Source organism: Legionella qingyii, assembly GCF_003990155.1.
GTDB classification, from domain to species: Bacteria; Pseudomonadota; Gammaproteobacteria; order Legionellales; family Legionellaceae; genus Legionella; species Legionella qingyii.
Window position 1 is genome coordinate 1 of record NZ_RZGX01000016.1, and the last position, 19,823, is coordinate 19,823.

The following is a 19,823-nucleotide window of genomic DNA, read 5'->3' on the forward strand; positions in this document are numbered from 1 at the left end:
CGCTTTGTTAGGAATGGGTTCCCGCCTTCGCGGGAATGACAGTGGGTTAAGGCTTTTTGTTATTTCGGAGACATTAAGAATTTTGTTATTCCCGGGCAGACATTAGGGATTTTGTCATTGCTGAGCAGAGTTAGAGATTGTTGTCATACCCGAGAAGGCGTTAGAGATTGTTGTCATTCCCGCGAAGGCGGGAATCTATTCATCAGTGGGCACGGCGCTTTGTTAGGAATGGGTTCCCGCCTTCGCGGGAATGACAGTGGGTTAAGGCTTTTTGTTATTTCGGAGACATTAAGAATTTTGTTATTCCCGGGCAGACATTAGGGATTTTGTCATTGCCGAGCAGACGTTAGAGATTGTTGTCATTCCCGCGAAGGCGGGAATCTATTCATCAGTGAGCACGGCGCTTTGTTAGGAATGGGTTCCCGCTTTCGCGGGAACGACAGTGGGTTAAGGCTTTTTGTTATTCCTGGGCAGACGTTAGGGATTTTGTCATTGCCGAGCAGACGTTAGAGATTGTTGTCATTCCCGCGAAGGCGGGAATCTATTCATCAGTGGGCACGGCGCTTTGTTAGGAATGGGTTCCCGCTTTCGCGGGAACGACAGTGGGTTAAGGCTTTTTGTTATTTCGGAGACATTAAGAATTTTGTTATTCCCGGGCAGACATTAGGGATTTTGTTATTCCTGGGCAACGTTAGGGATTTTGTTATTGCCGAGCAGACGTTAGAGATTGTTGTCATTCCCGCGAAGGCGGGAATCTATTCTTAATATTATCTTTATAAAAAGGGGAATTAATTTGTTGGTTGTTGAAAAAATTATTGGGCATCGAGGAGCTTCGGCTTATGCTCCAGAGAATACTTTGGCTTCATTTGAAAAAGCTTTGACTTTAGGATGTCGTTTCATAGAATTTGATGTAATGTGCAGTGCCGATGGTGAGCCTTTTGTCATTCATGACGACAGTTTAAAGAGAACGACCAATGGACGTGGAGATGTTGGTTTGGTTGAAGCCAGTTATTTACAATCTCTGGATGCTGGCTCATGGTTTTCACGGCAATTTAAAGGCGAGCATATTCCTCATTTTAAAGAAGTCTTGAAATGGTTGTCTTTTTCAGGCGTACAGGCAAATGTAGAAATCAAACCGTATCCAGGTGCAGAAGAACAAACTGCTGTAGCGGTGATGAGTCACATTCAACGTTATTGGCCACAGGGAAAAGACTTACCTTTAGTGTCCAGTTTTTCCTGGGATGCTCTAGTGTTATGTCGAAGTATTGCACCAGAAATGCCCTTGGGGTTGCTACTGCACACATGGGATGAGCAATGGTTGCAAAAAGCAAAACAATTGCAATGTTTTTCAATTCATTTTAATCGCAGAGTGCTAACAGAAGAGCGTGCAAAAGCAATTAAAGCTGCAGGTTATATTCTATGTGCTTATACAGTGAATCGCCGGCGTTTGGCTAATAAATTATTTGGCTGGGGTGTTGATGCAGTTTTTAGTGATTATCCTGACTTACTAGCATGAAAAAATTATTTCTTTTTTTATTCATTATCTTTTCTACCTTCTCTGTTCAGGCAAAACGGGTTGAGTTGATATTTTGGCATGGGATGGCTGGGCATTTGGGGGATGAGGTTAGATTACTTGCAGATGACTTTAATCAAAGTCAAAGTGAATACTTTATTAAACCCGTTTATAAGGGAAATTATGTAGAGACATTAACGAGTTTTGCTGCTGCATTTAGAGCACATCATCCGCCTGCAATTGTACAGGTTTTTGAAGTTGGCACGGCCATAATGGAGTCACCTAAAGGGGTAATCAAACCGGTAGACGAGCTGATGTATGAACAAGGAATGAGCTTGCCCAAAGAGGATTTTATTCCATCCGTCCGTGAGTTTTATAGTAAAGATGGGCAATTGATGGCTTTACCTTTTAATCTCTCTGTTGCAACTTTGTATTACAATCTGGATATTCTTGCCAAAGTAGGTTATTCGCAGGCTAATTTTCCGCGCACTTGGGCCGATATGGAAGTGCTGGCAAAAAAGTTAAAAAAAGCCGGTTATGATTGTACTTATACAACAGCCTATCCAGGTTGGGTGCTTTTTGAATCTTTTTTGGCGATTCATGGATTACCGTTAACTCAAGGGAATCCTGCACGTGCTGTTTATGCAACACCACAATTAGTCAGCCATTTTGAACGTTTGAAGCGTTGGCATTCACTGCGTTATTTTAGATATGCAGGTAGAGTCGATGATGCCACCATTTTATTTACCAGTGGTATTTGTCCATTATTTAGCCAGTCTTCTGGGGCTTATAACAGTTTATCCGCTTTAGTACCCTTCCATTTGGGGATAGCCAGTATGCCTTTGGATACCGCAGTGAGTCAGGTACGACATGCTAATGTGGCTGGTGGTGCTGCATTATGGGCAGTAGCTGGGCAATCAAAGAAGCAATATAAGGGAATAGCTCAATTTTTTGCGTTTATCGCAAAGCCTGAAACACAAAAGCGCTGGCATGGGCATACAGGCTATCTTCCAATAGGTTTACAAGGGAGCTATGCTGATATTTTGCAAAGCAGTAACCATCCTGCTTTATTAATGGCACGTACTGATTTAGCCGGTGAGTTACACGAAAAACAGTTACAAGGTTTTGGACCACAAAATCAGATTCGCGGTATCAATGACGAAGTTTTAGAAGCGATGTTTGCAGGTCTTCTGAGCCCAAAGGAGGCGCTGCAGGAATCTGCTGTACGAACTGATCATGTCTTGTTACGCTTTGTGAGAAATACTAGAGGACAATAATGATAAGGAATTAATCATTTACACAGCGATTTTGAATATTTGTGGGATGAGTATAGTGGATTCTTTCGTAAGTCCTGTGAAGATAAAAAAACCTCCGCCGAGGCGGAGGTTTAAACGAAGTAAAAGAACATTTAATCCTTAATTTACAGAGTCATCTCTTGGTGGGTGATGCCAAGGTTCTCTTCCAACTGCTCTTTCGTTTCTTGCATTTTTTTCAGTGCAGAGGTTCCTTCCTTGAACAATTTTTCAAATTTATTTTCCTCAACTTTTAGTTCTTCTATTTCCTTTTCTACTTCTTCTAGGTTTTTTTGTATTTCGTTTAATACGTCTACCCTATTGGTTGCTTTTATTTCCAGTACCTCTCTCAAGAGTGTTTCTCTCACCCACTGGAGATAGAAAAATGGATTTCTAGCAAATTCCTGCGGAAGAGCTTGACCCACTTTTCCTCCTGGGATAAGCGATAACTCCTTCTCAGCCTTAGCTAACTCCTCAAGCTTGTTTTTTATTGTTCCTTCTGTTTCCAGGCTCTTCTTTATATCATCTAATCGTTCCTGGACTAACTTCAAGTCGCCCTGCAGTTTCTCAATATCACGGGGTAACGGTTTATATTGTTGAAACAGTCTAGAGGTTTGATAGCCTTTTACTGCACTTTGTATGCGAATAGCGGCTTGTTCTTCTGCTTGAGCCCGTTTTTCTCTGTTTTCCATAACTGCTCTTGTTTTTGCTGCCGAATCTTTAGGATGAATGATCTCTTCTACCGTGAGAATTAGACCTTTACCTTCATATTGGTTATCAATGTATTGCTGAGCACGAGCTGAAACATCTTTATTTCTGACACAACGACCCGTTGCCTGAGGTCCTGAAAGGATTCCATTAATCACATTGATATCTGATTCAATCACCGGTGAATGAGTATTTATAATTTGCACATTCAGGATGTCTCTAATACTTACTCCTGTTGCAATGACCTGATCGGCTACAATATGCGTCCTAAGTCCTACTTCAATTTGAGCAAGTTGCTCACCAATTATAGATGAATCCGTACTCATATCGATTGCAGTGGCGTAATTCTCGGTTGCTTTTAATGCCTCCAAGTTAACTGGAGTTGCCTTGGCCACAATATCAGATATAGGTTGTGACGCTTTGATGTTCGCCACCATTGCTTCTGCTCTATCCAAAATCAATTTGACTATGGCGTTTCTTTGTTCAGCAGGCAATTTAGAAATGGGGGCTCCCAGCTTTGTCAGCGCTTCATTTAATTTTACTCTGTCTTTTGCTTCACACTCTTTAAGCTTTGATAAAAATAGATCATGTATCTCGTCATTTTTTATCTTATATTTCGAAATATGCTGATCCCACTCTTTCAAATATTCTTCCAATTTATGAGTTCGGTCCTTCTCAGCAAGATCGGTAGGCTTTTCATTAAAGACAAGTGCAAGAGCATAGCTGTTAATTGTTCTTTGAATATCTTTTTGCTGTTCCGTATCGATATCTTTTTTCAAATCCACTGCACGCACAGGGACGTCTTTTTCTATTGTTTCTTTCTCAATTGCACCATTAAATTTCTTAGCCAACTGTAGTTTTGCTTTGATTTCAGAGTTTCTTCTAAATTCAGCGACTTGAGCTTGGTATTGTTCAATGGTAGCTCCATCTCCACGGGCAATTTTTTGATAGATTTCAGCTAATTTCTCACGCGTTGCTTTGTCATCAGAAAAACCCATATTGCGTTGACAACGGATACGGTTTAATTCCAATGCTTGCTCAATGGCTTGTTGTTCAGCCACACTATCTTCAATCTCTATATGTGCTTTCTTGATCTGTTCTTTTAATTCAACAGGATTAGTATAACCATTCATCCCTTCTTCGAGATAATAATCGTCAAAGTAATGGGCTACAGCTTGTGTAACTAAATCTTTCTCAGCTAAATAAGCTACTTCTGGTTGAATTGGACGAATTGTTCCTAACTCAATTGCAGCTCCAAGACTTAAATCATCCAAAGGTTCCCCTGGGAAAAGATCATACAATTTGGAAGTTGGTGTTGCTGTTAATGCCAGGATTGAATTGCGATCCTTTAATCCTTTCAAAATTTGAGCGTCTTCATCATTAAATGTATGACGATGGCTTTCATCAATTAATACCATGGAATTTTTTATTTCATCGGCAATATACTTGAATAAAGGATGTTCAGCTTGTAAAACGATTTGATCAAAATGATCTTCAGAAGTATTTTCGATCACTGAGGCGAAATACTTCTTGATTTCTTCAATATCCAACTCGGTTAACTGATCCCAATCTGCAACGTCAACATTTCGTTTAATGGTTTCCAAAGTGAAAACGCTAGGAGTATGCTTATTACCATTGACAACACCTGCACCAAGCATTTTTTGTGTTTCAAGCGATTGTTGATCAACTAATGTCTTATCGGGAACAATCATGACGGTGCGTCCAACAGCTTGAGCAATACCCGCCATAACAATACTTTTACCTGAACCAGTTCCCATTACTGCAAGCCGTTGTTCTTTCCCTTCTTTCAGACTGTTGTAATATTTTGCTAATATTTCAGTTTGATAAGCATGTGGAATAAAAGATTTGGTTTCTACGGATAACCCTTTCTTGGTTACCGCACGAAGATCGCCTTCTTTGTCATAGATTAATTTAACGGTAGCTGCTTGAGACGGGTCAAAGAATAATTTTCCTCTACTAACTTCTGCATTAAGTTTACTGGTAATATTCACAGTATACTCTTGTTTATCCTCTTGTATTCCATCATAGGTCATATCAACAGTATATACAGCGCCACCAATAGTGATTGCGGCTTCAAGATGTGGCTTGTTATCTTCTTTTTTTACCCATTGACTTTTTTCTTCTCCTGGTTTGCCTGCCTTTGCTAAAATCGCTTTCACGACATTTCCAATTTTAGGATCTTTCTTTGAGTTTTCTAAATCAATCGAATCCTTCGCTGAGCCAACTGTAACTACTGCTCCACCGGAAACTACTTCTTTAAGTAAGTGAACAGCTGCAACGGTATCGGTGTAATCTTTAAGATCGTCAATTTGTTTTTCAACAATTTTACTTTCTGCGCCCATATGATTTTCCCCTTAAGAATACATTTCTAACATTAAAGTTTAAGTTAGGTCATTGTGAGTTGTATTTGATAAGGTGAGTCACAATTTACCTAATAGGTGGGATTATACAAAAAAAATATTAAGTGACTATTAAGTGATTTTGTTGAAAATAAATTGATCATATGAGGGTATAATTAAAAGGAGCAGTGATGGTAAAGAAAAGATGATTTTGTGTTTTTATTATTTATTGTATTTTAAATTTCTTTTCTTTGTTAATATTTGTGGCGAGATGGCTCTTTTTTTGATAAAAATAAAATTTTATTGGTTTTTATTTTTGAAAAAAAGATAAGATGACACAGGATTGTGAGGCGAGGGCGGCAAATGACATATCTAAAGTTCAATCAAAGTGGGATAAAGAATAAAATTAATTCTCGTCTGGTCAGTTTAGGTCTGGAATCTGATGAGCGAATGATACAAACTCTAGAAGAAAACCCTCAATATATTAATCGCCTCACTTCCTTATTCAGTGTATTAAAGAAATATAATGTTGTATTGAATGATCTGCTTCATAAGGCCATCGCAAGTAATGTTGCTCAAGCTGGTGCTGTGGTCGATTTATTAGAATTTATGCACGAAGTAGGGATCGATCCCGAATTTATTTCCCTGGAACGTGTATTCGTGAGCGCAAAATCAGAAACAACTCTGAAACAAGGGATGCAAATACTTAAAACTAATAACTCACTTGATTCAGCGAGCTTGAATCTTATGTTTGCTTATCCTGAGGAATCTTTATTAATTGCTGATTTAATCGTTAATTTTCAAAAACACGCTTATTCCACTGAGAAAATAATTGAAAAGCTCCATCAATTTTCCGAAGGAAAGATGAGTACAGTAATCGAGCTCTTTACGTTGCTCTTAAGTAAGAACCTCTATTATTTTGAATGTTTCGATATTTTTTTAAGACAACAAAAAAATATAGATAAAATTTATGAAGGTGCAAAAAAACTTGTTGCTAAAGATAAACTGGCGCCAAGCTATTTCGAAGTTATTGAAAAAGATCCAATGAATGCCAATATTCTTGCTAATATTATTTTGTTATTAGATCTCGCATCATTAATTGATTATCGGAAAACAGAAGATGTATTAATAGCAAGCAAATTGGGAGTAGGGGCGTTTCATTTTTTGACCCACTTACAGCATGCAGATATGTTAGATGCTGAAAATTATAACAAAGTTTGTCGATATAATAGTCCTATTCTAAACCACCCTGATGTGATTAAATTGTTTAGTAGTTTTCCTTTGTTTGAAGAATTTGACAGAGAAGAATTAGAAAAAATGTTGTCTTTAATTACTAAAAAAACAAGTGCAGATGCTGATTTGGAAGAATTCATTGAAATGATTGAAAAACATCAATTTAGCAGCAAGCAACATCCCTAAGCAATAGAATTTTTTGCTTAATATAATCATTTTGTGTTATATTTTGTCCTTAGAGAGCAATTTAAGGACAGTTATGGTTGATATAACTAATAGCCAAGATCCCGAGCCAGTGGGAAGTAATAATACTCAAAAGAATAGTACTCAAATGATAATGCAAGTATTAACTAATGATGCAAAATCCACAGCACCCATCCCTGATTTTATTAACCGTCTAAAAAGGTTAAATTTGGGAACCGATCAGCACATGATTAGTCTTATTTCAGACCATCCTGATTATGGTAACCGACTAATTTCTTTATTTAAAGTTTTGAAAGAAGCCAAAGTTTTTATAACTAACGATCTTGAATTAATCATTTCCAAAAATATTAACAGTGTCGGTGGAGCTGTCAATTTGTTTGGATTGATTAAAGAATTAGATATTGATCCTCATGTGCTTTCATTGGATCGTTTATTTAAAGCTGCACGATTTGATTCAAACGTAGCACAAAGCGCGCGAGAATTACATCAGCTAGGTGTGCTTGATTTGGACACTTTTGAATTGTTGCTGACTTATCCAGGACAATCTCTTGACATTACACGCTTGATTATTAATCTTCAAGAACATGCCTACAATGCTTCAAGTTTAGTAGAGAAACTTCGTGATAGTTCGATTTCAGCAAATCATATGAGTATAGCGCTGGATCTGCTTAATTTAATGCTTGAAAATAATAGCTATTATTCAAATGCAATTAATATTCTTTTAAGACAAGAACAATATATCAATAAAATTTATGAAGGGGCTAAAAAACTTGTAGCAGAACATTACCCATTGTGTACCTATTTTGAGTTGGTTGAGGAAAACCCCCAAAATGCTAATATTTTCGCGAAAAATATTTTGTTATTAACTAATGCATCACTCATTGATCGTGACAATCTAGATGATTTATTAATGGTAAGCAAATTAGGTGTTGGAGCCTATCATTTCATGAAGCATTTGCAACTGGCAGGTATGTTAAATGCTGGAAATATGCAAAGAATCTGTCAGCCCAATAATATATTGAATCAAAATGAAATTATTGGAAAATTAAGTAATCTTCCTTTGATAGCGAGATTCGAAAGCGAAGAATTGGAGCGGATGTTAGAATTAGTGAGTAAAGCCGCAAGTTCCGGGACGGATATTCAACTCTTCAATGAAATCATAGAGACACATCTTATTCCATGTGCCGGATGTTCACATCCAGGACTACCGTGATAAATGAGTAAGCAGCTTGGCTGTTTGCTCTTTACTCCTCCAAATCAAAATTGAGTTCAAACGACGAAACTTTTTTCTTGTTTGAGGAAAGTTTAACACGTGAGCACTCATTCTATTCTCGAATGTTTCCTGACTCTTTTACTGAATTTTTGGCAGAGCATTTAATTGCAACTGGATTGCTTGCCGTCTTGCAGCTTCATCCTGCTTTTCTTTTATGGCAATGGAATCATTTATGGCATTAATCTTATGTTCCTGTTGGACAACTTCAGCGCTGTCTATAGATGTATTCGCATCCACGGGTACATCTGGATAAGCTACTTGCGGCGGATTATACCCCGGGGCATAAGTATACTGAATTGGTTGATTTGTTGTTCCAACTACATAGGCTGTTGGAGCACAGCCTATGAGAATAAACATCATTCCTAAGAGACTAACAGTGCAGGTTACCTTTATCATGAGACATCGCCTTTAAAGCATAAGGTGTAATAGCTTTTCACCTCAATTGTATAATTATAGATCAAGTATGTAATTATTTTTTATTGATGGTCTGCACGAAGGCGCAGCTGTGATTTGGATTTTCTGATAATGTTCATAACCCAGGTTCCTATTTACTCCACCTGGGCTATGACTCGATTATAATGGTTCCAGGAAATTACCTAGATTAGGTTTTTGGCCTAAGCGATATTGATAAACAATATAGAACGCCATAATATTTTTTAAATAATTACGTGTTTCTTGCCAAGGGAGCGTCTCTATCCACACATCAATCTCTTTAGGTGGGTGAGTTTTTAACCAATAAACTACTTGTTTGGGCCCTGCATTATATGCCGCGGCAATGAGTATTGGGTGATTGCCAAATCGCTTTGCAAGCTGTTTTAAATAGGCTACACCAATATTGATGTTCTTTTGGGATACAAACAACTGCTTTTGATCATTATAAGGAATCTTGTCTGCTTTTGAGACAACTCTCGCTGTATAAGGCATAACTTGCATTAGGCCTCGAGCACCAACTGAAGAAGTAGCATCATCCCTAAACCCACTTTCCTGACGAATAATGGCATAAATAAATTCTGGTGCTACAGCATATTTTTTAGAATAAAGGGAAATACTGTCTTTATAAGCTAATGGAAATCTTAGCGTAAGTTGATTATTTAAGGTTTCGTTATTACTTAAATAGACCGATTTACCATGCCATTGCAGTTTTTGATCGATCCAGTAGACCAGTGCGCTTGCTTCATCTTTAGGTAATTCACTGATGAAATCATTGAGCAAACGTGATGCTTGAAGTGTTTGCTTAGAGATATAGAGTGTTTGGATTTGCTCAATAAATGTTTGATAGGGTTTCAATACATCCAGGTTTGTTGTGGGAATTTCATTGGTAAAGCTGGGCTTTTTATTAAGGCGGAGGCTGGCAAGAAAACCATAATACTGTCTGTTTTTTGCTAAAGGTTCATAGAGGGTCCGTGCTTCTGCCGTTTTTCCTTGTTCCTCTAAAGAGCGTGCTAGCCAGTATTGCCAACAGGGTTCATCTTTACGTTTTGAATCATTAATTAGCTCAGTGACTTGAGTCCAGTTTTTTCTTTTTAAAGCAAAGCGTATTTGCCAATCCAATAATATATCATTGTAGTATTGTGGTTTGACTTTGGTGAACCATTGCAATGCATCTTCATGATTCCGCATGGCTTTATAAAGTGCGACATGAGCTAAAAAGGCCTGTTGTTGGGCTTGATTAAGCATTTTTTGAGTTTTGCTTTGTTGCCATAGCTTAAGCGCTTTATCCATATTAATCGAAACCATACGCTTGAGGCCATAAAGGTAAATGCTGCTATTTAATCCACCTTGGGGCAGCTTAATGATGTACTCCGGATTTTGATAAACGGCATTTAAATTATTTAACTCAGCTGTATGAGGTGTTTTATATTGTTTTAATAAATAACGAGCTAATTGGATATTGCGTTGCTCCAAAGCTAAATCAATTCGTTGAGTAATTAAATTTTGGTCAAAGTTATTATCGTTTAGAAGCAAAGCAAACAAGCTGTTGCAAGAGGGTGGCCTTGAATCACCGCTTAGCCATAATGGAATTGAAGCTTTTAATGCTTCTTGTTCTTTGCCTGTATTGTAGTTTGCAATTTGCTCATAGCAAACGAGATTCAGATCATTAGAGGGTTGATAATATTGGCTAAAGTGAGTCCAGTCCTTATTTTTAGCTAATTCATACAGCCATTTTTCACGCAATTTTGTTGATAAAGGCGTTGTGCCATTAATAAAATCTAAAAAGCTTACACTGGGCGTAGCCGTAGGGAGATTTTGGGTAAAGGATAAATAGGTATTAAAACGTTCCATATAGGCTTCCCCTGAGAGGGCAAGGCAAACCTGAGAACTAATAAATCCACATATGAGTAAAATTACTTTTTTCATAATTTTTCTTAATTAATTTTCTTTGATACATGCTAATTGATTTCGCATGGCATCAATTGTTTCTTTATAATTGTTGCTCTTGAATACAGCAGCGCCGGCTACAAATTGGTTCGCACCCGCGCGTGCCAAAGTAGCAATATTATCTATAGTCACTCCACCATCGACACATAGATCAAGTTGAGGATAGAGTTTGCGGATTTGGGGGATTTTATCAATAATTTCAGTAATCATCTTTTGACCTCCAAAACCGGGATTCACAGTCATTATCAGGATAAAGTCGAGTTTATGGGCACACCATGTCAAGACATCAATGGGTGTTGCCGGGTTTAATACAAGACCCGCTTCACATCCTAAGTCTTTGATGAGTGTTAAACTCCGGTCAAGGTGTATGGTGGCATCAGGGTGAATACTGATTCGTTTTGCTCCGGCTTTTGCGAACGCTTCAATCAGAGCATCAACAGGTTCAACCATGAGATGAACATCGATAGGGAGTTTCGGAAACCGTTTGAGAAAAGCGTCGCAGAATGCCGGTCCAAATGTTAAATTGGGCACATAATGATTATCCATGACATCAAAATGAATAAAATCTGCTCCTGCGTTCATTACGGATTCTACTTCATCGCCCAGACACGTGAGATCAGCAGATAAAATCGAGGGTAAAATATGATAATTCATATGTAATTTTTTAAATTTGGATTGGTACGTATATCATATGCTGTCTTGAGAAAACATTCTACGATGTTCAACAAACTGTAGTATTTTATTGTTCCTGGTTAATTATAGCAACCATTGCAAGCCTCCCTGTGGCTTGAAAATTTGGTCAAAATATGAGACAATATGTATCTATTTCTGCTCTTGCGATTTTTGCAAAGTATCTCAAGATTAAGCGGAATTTCAGAGACCTAATCATGCTTTTTAGGGAGAATAATATGAGTCAGAACTGGCCTACCAGAGACAAAGATTTACAAGCCGCCCGGGTGATTATGGAAGAATACGCCAGTGAGCGCGAAAGTGGCTCTTTAGGTCTTTTTGAAATTGTTGTGGATCAAGCGGAAAAAAAAATGAGTTTCCGTTTATCCGGATGGGTCGTTACCTTAGCAAAACATTATAATTCAATGTATGGCGTGAGTCAGGGTGATTTTGTAACCCGACAAGTCATTACACGGTGCATTACTCAAGGACAAACATTGCATTAATTCGCCATGCGCGCTTAGAATTCAAACAGGTATTTATTGTAATTTAGCTTATAATCCTCAGAATTTTGGAATTGGACGAGGGCTTGGTTGAGTTGTGTTAATAAGTCTGGGTCAGCAGGATTAACAGCTATCCCATAGCCATTACCATACATATAAGGTGGGCCTATTAATTTAAATGAGTCAGATGAATTAGATGCCCAATAAACAGCAGTTGCATTATCCATCAGAATAATATCTACATCTCCTCTAGCCAATGCTGAGAGTTGGTCATCAATATCAGGATACTCCTTAATCTTGGGATTTTTTACTCCCATCTCAGTCAGTTGGTCTAAAAATACAGTTCCAGATTCTATTCCTATCGTTTTAGTATTTAACAGATCCAGGCTAAAATTTTCTTTTGCAATAGTTTTTCTTTCTAAAAAACGCGAATAACTAAGTAGATAAGGTAAGCTGAAATTGATTATTTTTGCGCGGTCGCTAGTAATCGTTATCGAACTGACAGCAACATCCAGTTTTTGATTTGCAACGGCATCAATTAATTGAGCAAAACGCATCACATGGAAGGCACACGTTCTATTCATGATTTTGCATAGGCTGTTCATCATATCAACATCAAAACCATAGGCTTCATTATGAGTTCCTTGCATGACGAATGGGGGATCAAAGCTTTCAATCCCTACATTTAAAGGTTCACCCTGAGCAAAGAGCGAGGAAGTGAAACAAATAAATGCAATCTGGATTATTCGGATCATTTTGAATCTATAGAATTGTTATTGAATTTTATAGGTTATATTATAACGAGAGTACTAATTTTGGGAATGAAAAATAAGAAATTTATGCAAATAGAAATTCCTGAGTTATTGCAATCAAAAGCATGGTTCATTGAAAAGCATCTCTCAGAGATGCATCATCCTTTGCGCGAAATTGCCATCAAATTACTCCTTATTAGTGATTATGCATGTAGACAGATTCATTTATTAAAAGCGTTACTTATGGAGGATGATTGTCGTTCTTTGCTGTCACGTGAGGAATACTTTCATAATTTGAAGAGCCTGTCATTTCATGTGCCTCAAGCGACTTATTTGCGTTCGCTGCGTCAATTTCGTAATACACATTTTTTGCGCTTACTTCTTCTTGAACTATCTGGTATTGCCAATACGGAACAAATTATGCGCGCATGGTCTGATTGTGCTGATGCGCTTATTTTGCATGCAATTGCTTATTGCAAACAAGAATTGTCTTTACGCTATGGTATTCCGCGTGATGAAGCTGGGAATGAAGTTGAGTTATTTACGCTGGCGATGGGGAAGTTGGGAGGCCGGGAGTTAAATTACTCTTCAGATGTTGATCTTATTTTTGCTTATACGGTTGTTGGTGAAACTGATGGCGAAGAGCGCATCGATAATCAGCATTATTTTAGTCGATTAGTTCAACAACTCGTACAGACATTACAAAATGTAACCTCGGATGGATTCGTATTTCGAGTCGATTTAAGATTACGACCTAATGGCGATAGTGGTCCTCTGGTTTCAAGCTTGGCTGCAATGGAAACTTATTACCAAGAACAAGGTCGAGATTGGGAACGATATGCCATGGTTAAGACACGGGTCATTGCTGAGAAGATGGATGAGGTCCAGCTATGGTTTGAGCGTTTAATAGTCCCTTTTGTATATCGACGCTACGTGGATTTTAGCGTAATTGAATCTTTGCGTAGTATGAAGGCTATGATTGAGCGAGAAGTCCAATTAAATCCACGATTGGATGATATAAAACGGGGGCAAGGTGGGATTAGGGAAGTCGAGTTTGTTATTCAGAGTTTTCAGTTAATTCGTGGCGGTCGTTTGCCGCAATTACAAGAACAAAACGCCTTGGCGGCTCTTGCTGTTTTAAAGCATGAGAAACTCCTACCTCATACCGATGCTTTAAAACAAGCATATCTTTTTTTACGTAAACTCGAAAACACACTCCAGAGTTTAAATGATCAGCAGACTCACTCCTTACCTGAAGATCCGGTGAAGCAAAAACAAATTACTTTAGCTATGGGGTATCCTTCCTGGGACGATTTATTAAATAAATTACATCAATATCAGCGGATTATCAGTTATGCATTCCATTCAGTGCTTGGCACTGTTAAAGATTATGAAGATGAGAAAAGATTATTAGCGAATCAATTAGCCAGCCTTTGGCAAGGGCATGTTGAAACCACTATGGCCATTAATTTGTTAACGAGTTTAGGTTTTGCCAATGCAACCCATTGCTACCAAATGATTCATTCCTTCCGTCATAGCCCTCGTTGTCGACGTTTAACCCAAGGTGCTCGAATGCGTCTGGACCGGTTTATGGTGATGTTGCTTGCTGAACTTACTCATGTTGAAAAAACGGATGAAGTTTTATTACAGGTAATGCATTTGCTCGAAAATATTGTGGGGCGTAGTGCGTATCTTGCTTTGTTAACCGAGAATCCGCAAGTTTTAACAGAATTGTTGTTTTGGTTTGCCCAAAGTCCATTTATTACTTCCTTATTAGTGAACCAACCCTTTTTGTTGGAAGTATTGCTGGATCAGGGACAAGAATGGCGGCCTCAATCGTTGCATCAATTACAAAGGCTATTGGTAGAAAAACTAGCCCATCATCCTGATGTTGAAGTACAAGAGGAACTATTGCGTCAATTTAAGCTTACCAATTGGTTAATGGCTGCACGCGCCGAACTTTATGGTTTCTGCAATGCAGTGCGTATTGGCCAATTTTTGTCGGATGTGGCACAAGTGATTGTAAATCAGGTGTTAGTGATCGCAAGCGAGCAATTGTGTTTGCGATATCCGGAAATGGAACAAGCAAAATCACATTTTGTAATTATAGCCTATGGGAAATTGGGCAGTCGCGAAATGAATTATGCCTCTGATTTAGATTTGGTATTTTTACATTCGGCAAAACCTTCCGAAGAAGCATTGATTACTCGGTTAACTCAAAAAATTCTGCACATGTTGACTACTCGTTCCCAGTCGGGGGTGCTTTATACAGTAGATACACGTCTGAGGCCTTCTGGTGCAGCGGGGTTGTTGGTGAGTCATGTTGATGCTTTTGTTGCATATCAAAAAAATCAGGCATGGACATGGGAGCATCAAGCGTTATTAAAAGCACGTATTCTGACGGGAAATGCGAAGATCAGACACACCTTTTTGCAATTGAAAAAATCTGTATTGTTATTGAGGCGAGATAAGCCTACATTGTTGCAAGATGTATTGTCGATGAGATCCAAAATGGAACAATATCAAGAGCGAAATTCTATTTCTGGTGGTTTGTTGGACTTGGAATTTTTAGTTCAGTTTTTAATGCTTCATTTGGGAGAGCCTTCTTTTGCTCGGTATACCAATACATTAAGTCAACTTCATCATTTGTTTTTAGCAGGTGTTTTAAGTAAAGAGCAGTACAATTTTTTTAAGAAAGCATATAAGAAACACCATCAATTACTGCATCAGAATTTACTTCGTCCAGGCGCCATAAAGAGCAAAAACATGCAGGATGAGATATTGGCAATGTGCAAAGAAATTTTTAATCGTTTCCAGTAGCATTATGGACAGAACTTACGAAAACCCCAATCTCTTCGTTAAAAAATGTTTTTAATTCAGTCAATTAGTATATCTAAACTCCCTCATTAAAAACATTTTTTGCCTCGACCTGGCATTTTTCGTAAGTTCTGATGGAGTAATGATGAAACTAGGGAAATAGAGCGCCAGAAATGTTCACGTCCTAGCCCACTGAGCGGCTGCATTCGGCACGGCTTGCACGAAAACAATACTTCAGAAGCCTCACATACTGTGATGTATGCTAGGTTTCCTCAACATCATTTTCGCGCAGCCAGCGCTTAAATCAAACTCACCCCAGGCTTTCATGCTATTATTTGAATTCGGCGTAGAGGTCGTAATCATCACTATCAGTAATCATGACCTCCGCAAAAGATCCCACTTTAATGCCTGGGGTAGGTGGTAGAATAACAAGACCATCAATTTCCGGGGCATCACTTTGGCTTCGTGCGATAATCTGTTCCTGATTAACCTCATCAATTAATACGGTCTGAGTACTACCGATTTTATTTTCTAACTTATTGCGGCTAATTTCTGCTTGTAATTGCATGAAGCGATGATAGCGGTCTTCTTTAATTTCTTCTGGAACTGGATCACTTAATTCATTCGCTTTGGCCCCTTCAACCGGGGAGTATTTGAAACAACCCACCCTATCTAACTGTGCTTCATCAAGGAAGTCGAGCAGCTCTTCAAATTCTTCTTCTGTTTCCCCGGGAAAACCAACAATAAAGGTTGAGCGCAGTGTGATATCAGGGCAAGTTTCTCGCCAAGAAGCAATACGTAATAAGGTATTTTCGCTGCTTGCTGGGCGTTTCATTGCTTTAAGTACTCGCGAATTAGCATGCTGTAATGGAATATCCAGATATGGAAGAATCAACCCATCTCGCATTAAAGGGATAATCTCATCTACATGTGGATAAGGATAAACATAATGCAGACGAATCCAAATGCCTAACTCGCCTAATTGTTCGCACAAATCATAAAAACGCGTGTTAACTGTTTTGTCGTTCCAGGTTATTGGTTGATACCGTGTATCTATTCCATAGGCACTTGTATCCTGAGAAATTACCAAGATTTCGTTTACACCTGCATCTTTTAACTTTTTGGCTTCAGTTAAAACTTGTGCCATTGGATAACTTTGTAATTTCCCACGCATGGTAGGGATAATGCAAAAAGTACATTTTTGATTGCATCCCTCAGATATTTTTAAATAGGCATAATGGCGTGGAGTTAATTTGATTCCTTGAGGAGGAATAAGTTGTGTGAACGGATCTGCAGGCGGAGGCAAATGCTGGTGAACTGCATTGATTACTTCTTCATAGGCATGTGCGCCGCTAATATGCAGAACATCTGGGCATGCTTCTTTAATGATCTCTGCTTTAGCACCTAAGCAACCTGTGACAATGACACGTCCATTTTCTGCCATTGCTTCTTTTATTGTATCCAATGATTCTTTGACGGCACTATCAATAAACCCGCAGGTATTGATGACTACCACACCTGCATCTTGATAACTGGACACCAATTCATATCCTTGAGCACGCAGCTGGGTAATAATGCGTTCTGAATCGACCAGCGCTTTGGGACATCCCAGGCTAACAAAACCTACTTTATGATTCATAAAACTCTAACTGTAAAAAAAGTGAACGAATTATACCTCTTAATGAGTCTTATTGTCGACAGGATTATGGTGATTTAAATCATTTTTTAATTGCTGTACGTACCTGATTATTTTGGTTTAAAAAAAGTATACGCTTTAACCATGGTTTTATTCTATAAAGGAGAATTTTGATTCTTAGAAAGATGAATAACTGTTCATTTGCAGTGATTAGGATTAATTTGACTCATTAAGGTTATTCGATCTGATTTAAGGTTTTTAAAAATTCATTTGCAGAAACTTCGCCAACCAGTTTGTGATTATAGAGCTCTTTACCTTGGGCATCCAGAAAGATAAAAGTTGGTGGCGCCACAACATGGAAGTAGTTGAGCAGGGCTTTATGTTCGGCATTATTTGCGGTTACATCAATTTTAATTACAACAAATCGCGCCAAGGCTTCTTGCACCTGAGGGTCTTTAAATGTTGTTGCCTCCATTACTTTGCAGGATGTGCACCAATCGGCGTAAAAATCAAGCATGACCGGTTTGCCATAGGCGTTTGCTAGGGCTTGTTTTATTGTGCTCAAGTCCTGTTCCTGTTGGGGGTTAATTGATGCAGCACTTGCCGATTGTATAGTTAAGGGCTGTAAGGGATTTGTTGCCCCCATACTGGCGCCGACTAAAATCAAGAAACCATAGACGAGTAGAATGAGTCCTACTCCTTGATTGAATTTTTCTCGATGGGTTACAGAATAGGTCAGGGCGCCACTGTAAATTCCTGAAAAAATAAGTAAGCTTGCCCATAAGAGCATACTGAGCAGTGGGGGAGCTATCCGAGCAATGAGGTTAATAGCAACGGCAATAAAAATAATGCCGAACAGTGACTTGATGGTATTCATCCAGCTTCCTGTTTCAGGTAACCATTTGCCAGCAGAAGTACCGATGAGTAGAAGTGGTGTGCCCATCCCCAAGCCTAAGACAAACAAAGTCAGACAGCCGAGGAGAACGTTTCCTGTTTGAGCGATGTAGGTTAATACCCCAATAAGAGGTGCCGTAACACAAGGCGAAAGAATCAGAGTGGATAAACACCCCATGATTGCAGCCCCAAGATAGTGACCACCTCTTCGGTTACTGGAGCCGTGTATTTTCGCTTGCCAAGAATGAGGTAGCTTGAACTCATAAAATCCAAACATGGATACGGCCAGCACAACAAAAATCAGGCTAAACACTCCAATAGCCCAGGGTGATTGCATACTAATTTGCAGATTGGCTCCAAGCAAAGCAACTACAGCCCCGATGATTGAATAGGTAATCGACATGCTAAGCACGTAGCTTAACGAGAGAAAAAATGCTTTTCTTGTGGTAATTTCTTTGCCGTGACCAACGATAATTCCAGATAAAACGGGAACCATAGGTAAAATGCATGGAGTGAATGACAAAAGTAAACCAAAGCCATAAAAGGAAAATAGAATTAAGAACCAATTGTGGCTCGAAAAGATTTTAGTTACCCCATCATTTTGTGATTCTTCAGTGACTGTGGACTCGATATTTGGGGAAGACTCCAGGCTCGCTTGTGCTAAAGCCAAATCATTATCTATGGATAGTTGGATTGTCTTGGTTTCAGGAGCATAACAAAAACCATCATCAGAACATCCCTGATAATGTAAATCAATCAAGGCCTCTCCTGGCTTATTCCCTAAAATTCCAACGGGAATGGTGACTTGATTGCGATAGACGGAAAATTCATGTCCTAGTTTGTCTACTTTTTTCTCTGGGAAAGGGAAACGCAGGGTTCCTAAATGAAATGTACCATTCTTTTTCGTTGTTAATTTAATGCGATCGCTATAAAGAAAATAATGCGGCTTTACCTGGAAATTAATCGCAAATGTATTGGGATCAACCTTGCTTATATTCACATGAAATACTTCAGCAGCCGGAAGCGGGTTTGCGTGTAGAGCAAATGTAGTTATGCAACAAAATAACAACAAAAACCATTTTCTCATTCTGAAAACCTTTATAATAAGGGGCTTGAACATATTTATATGTAACTATATCAGAACATCATGTAGAGTGAATGAATTAAAAATTAAAATTTTTTTTATTTTAACCCTTGAAACTCTGTTCCTTGGCCCCATATGGCTTTCAGTAACATTGCAAATTGACTTTAAAGTTTAATTAATCAGGAGATAAAAGCATGAAAATTCGTCCTTTACACGATCGAGTTGTTGTTCGTCGTATGGAAGAAGAGCGTACCACAGCAGGTGGTATTGTTATTCCAGATAGCGCTACTGAAAAACCAATGCGTGGTGAAGTCATTGCGGTTGGTGTTGGTAAGATACTAGACAATGGTGATGTTCGTGCGTTAGCAGTAAAAGTGGGTGATATTGTCCTGTTCGGCAAATACTCAGGTACCGAAGTGAAAATTGACGGTAAAGAACTGGTTGTGATGCGTGAAGACGACATCATGGGTGTAATTGAGAAGTAATCGTTTCATTAGGAGAGAGAG

14 protein-coding genes are annotated in these 19,823 nt (G+C 38.6%); 7 read left to right on the forward strand and 7 right to left on the reverse strand.

The features are described from left to right. Positions 1–796 precede the first annotated feature (796 nt). Complete coding sequence (gene ugpQ, locus ELY20_RS12025) at positions 797–1,516, forward strand: glycerophosphodiester phosphodiesterase (RefSeq protein ID WP_110142827.1); 720 nt, start codon at positions 797–799, stop codon at positions 1,514–1,516. Continuing rightward, positions 1,513–2,790: an extracellular solute-binding protein gene (locus ELY20_RS12030; RefSeq protein ID WP_110142821.1), complete on the forward strand. Its 1,278-nt coding sequence runs from the start codon at positions 1,513–1,515 to the stop codon at positions 2,788–2,790. Before ugpQ ends, ELY20_RS12030 begins: the two co-directional genes overlap by 4 nt. 143 nt (positions 2,791–2,933) lie before the next feature. Here the strand turns inward: ELY20_RS12030 and ELY20_RS12035 are convergent, their stop codons facing one another. Beyond that, entirely contained in the window at positions 2,934–5,876 is a 2,943-nt protein-coding gene (locus ELY20_RS12035; protein ID WP_110142820.1) for a DEAD/DEAH box helicase family protein, read from the reverse strand. Between the two features lie 360 nt (positions 5,877–6,236). Here ELY20_RS12035 and ELY20_RS12040 point away from each other — a divergent pair, with 360 nt between their 5' ends. Both ELY20_RS12040 and ELY20_RS12045 read left to right on the forward strand, forming a co-directional pair. Then, entirely contained in the window at positions 6,237–7,292 is a 1,056-nt protein-coding gene (locus tag ELY20_RS12040; protein WP_110142819.1) for a hypothetical protein, read from the forward strand. A gap of 73 nt (positions 7,293–7,365) precedes the next feature. Next, on the forward strand, positions 7,366–8,523 hold the full coding sequence (locus ELY20_RS12045; RefSeq protein ID WP_110142818.1) for a hypothetical protein: 1,158 nt from the start codon (positions 7,366–7,368) through the stop codon (positions 8,521–8,523). Positions 8,524–8,661: 138 nt separating this feature from the next. Here the strand turns inward: ELY20_RS12045 and ELY20_RS12050 are convergent, their stop codons facing one another. From ELY20_RS12050 to rpe, 3 genes are all read right to left on the reverse strand, one after another. After that, positions 8,662–8,979, reverse strand: coding sequence for a hypothetical protein (locus ELY20_RS12050; protein WP_110142817.1), 318 nt, complete (start codon positions 8,977–8,979; stop codon positions 8,662–8,664). A 177-nt stretch (positions 8,980–9,156) separates the two neighbouring features. Next, positions 9,157–10,941 carry a transglycosylase SLT domain-containing protein gene (locus ELY20_RS12055; protein ID WP_110142816.1) on the reverse strand — a complete coding sequence of 595 codons (1,785 nt, stop codon included), beginning with the start codon at positions 10,939–10,941 and terminating at the stop codon, positions 9,157–9,159. Between the two features lie 12 nt (positions 10,942–10,953). Further along, positions 10,954–11,616 carry a ribulose-phosphate 3-epimerase gene (gene rpe / locus ELY20_RS12060; protein ID WP_110142815.1) on the reverse strand — a complete coding sequence of 221 codons (663 nt, stop codon included), beginning with the start codon at positions 11,614–11,616 and terminating at the stop codon, positions 10,954–10,956. 254 nt (positions 11,617–11,870) lie between these two features. Here rpe and ELY20_RS12065 point away from each other — a divergent pair, with 254 nt between their 5' ends. Then, positions 11,871–12,137, forward strand: a complete 267-nt coding sequence (locus ELY20_RS12065) for a hypothetical protein (RefSeq protein ID WP_110142814.1) — start codon at positions 11,871–11,873, stop codon at positions 12,135–12,137. Positions 12,138–12,151: 14 nt separating this feature from the next. Here the strand turns inward: ELY20_RS12065 and ELY20_RS12070 are convergent, their stop codons facing one another. Continuing rightward, entirely contained in the window at positions 12,152–12,889 is a 738-nt protein-coding gene (locus ELY20_RS12070; protein ID WP_110142813.1) for a transporter substrate-binding domain-containing protein, read from the reverse strand. Between the two features lie 84 nt (positions 12,890–12,973). Between ELY20_RS12070 and glnE the strand changes: the two genes are divergently transcribed. Beyond that, a complete protein-coding gene (gene glnE / locus ELY20_RS12075; protein WP_233590587.1) occupies positions 12,974–15,706 on the forward strand; it encodes a bifunctional [glutamate--ammonia ligase]-adenylyl-L-tyrosine phosphorylase/[glutamate--ammonia-ligase] adenylyltransferase in 2,733 nt (910 codons plus the stop codon). A 328-nt stretch (positions 15,707–16,034) separates the two neighbouring features. Here glnE and rimO read toward each other — a convergent pair whose 3' ends face one another. Both rimO and dsbD read right to left on the reverse strand, forming a co-directional pair. Beyond that, the gene (rimO, locus tag ELY20_RS12080; protein WP_110142811.1) at positions 16,035–17,342 is read right to left on the reverse strand and encodes a 30S ribosomal protein S12 methylthiotransferase RimO; all 1,308 of its coding nucleotides are present in this window, start codon (positions 17,340–17,342) and stop codon (positions 16,035–16,037) included. A gap of 232 nt (positions 17,343–17,574) precedes the next feature. Continuing rightward, positions 17,575–19,320 carry a protein-disulfide reductase DsbD gene (gene dsbD / locus ELY20_RS12085; RefSeq protein WP_110142810.1) on the reverse strand — a complete coding sequence of 582 codons (1,746 nt, stop codon included), beginning with the start codon at positions 19,318–19,320 and terminating at the stop codon, positions 17,575–17,577. Positions 19,321–19,511: 191 nt separating this feature from the next. Between dsbD and groES the strand changes: the two genes are divergently transcribed. Then, complete coding sequence (gene groES / locus ELY20_RS12090; RefSeq protein ID WP_110142809.1) at positions 19,512–19,802, forward strand: co-chaperone GroES; 291 nt, start codon at positions 19,512–19,514, stop codon at positions 19,800–19,802. Positions 19,803–19,823: the final 21 nt, after the last annotated feature.

Coding starts and splice junctions, on each gene's coding strand:
- ELY20_RS12030 (WP_110142821.1), top strand. CDS start 1,513: ATGAAAAAATTATTTCTTTTTTTATTCATTATCTTTTCTACCTTCTCT.
- ELY20_RS12035 (WP_110142820.1), bottom strand. CDS start 5,876: ATGGGCGCAGAAAGTAAAATTGTTGAAAAACAAATTGACGATCTTAAA.
- ELY20_RS12040 (WP_110142819.1), top strand. CDS start 6,237: ATGACATATCTAAAGTTCAATCAAAGTGGGATAAAGAATAAAATTAAT.
- ELY20_RS12045 (WP_110142818.1), top strand. CDS start 7,366: ATGGTTGATATAACTAATAGCCAAGATCCCGAGCCAGTGGGAAGTAAT.
- ELY20_RS12050 (WP_110142817.1), bottom strand. CDS start 8,979: ATGATAAAGGTAACCTGCACTGTTAGTCTCTTAGGAATGATGTTTATT.
- ELY20_RS12055 (WP_110142816.1), bottom strand. CDS start 10,941: ATGAAAAAAGTAATTTTACTCATATGTGGATTTATTAGTTCTCAGGTT.
- rpe (WP_110142815.1), bottom strand. CDS start 11,616: ATGAATTATCATATTTTACCCTCGATTTTATCTGCTGATCTCACGTGT.
- ELY20_RS12065 (WP_110142814.1), top strand. CDS start 11,871: ATGAGTCAGAACTGGCCTACCAGAGACAAAGATTTACAAGCCGCCCGG.
- ELY20_RS12070 (WP_110142813.1), bottom strand. CDS start 12,889: ATGATCCGAATAATCCAGATTGCATTTATTTGTTTCACTTCCTCGCTC.
- glnE (WP_233590587.1), top strand. CDS start 12,974: ATGCAAATAGAAATTCCTGAGTTATTGCAATCAAAAGCATGGTTCATT.
- rimO (WP_110142811.1), bottom strand. CDS start 17,342: ATGAATCATAAAGTAGGTTTTGTTAGCCTGGGATGTCCCAAAGCGCTG.
- dsbD (WP_110142810.1), bottom strand. CDS start 19,320: ATGAGAAAATGGTTTTTGTTGTTATTTTGTTGCATAACTACATTTGCT.
- groES (WP_110142809.1), top strand. CDS start 19,512: ATGAAAATTCGTCCTTTACACGATCGAGTTGTTGTTCGTCGTATGGAA.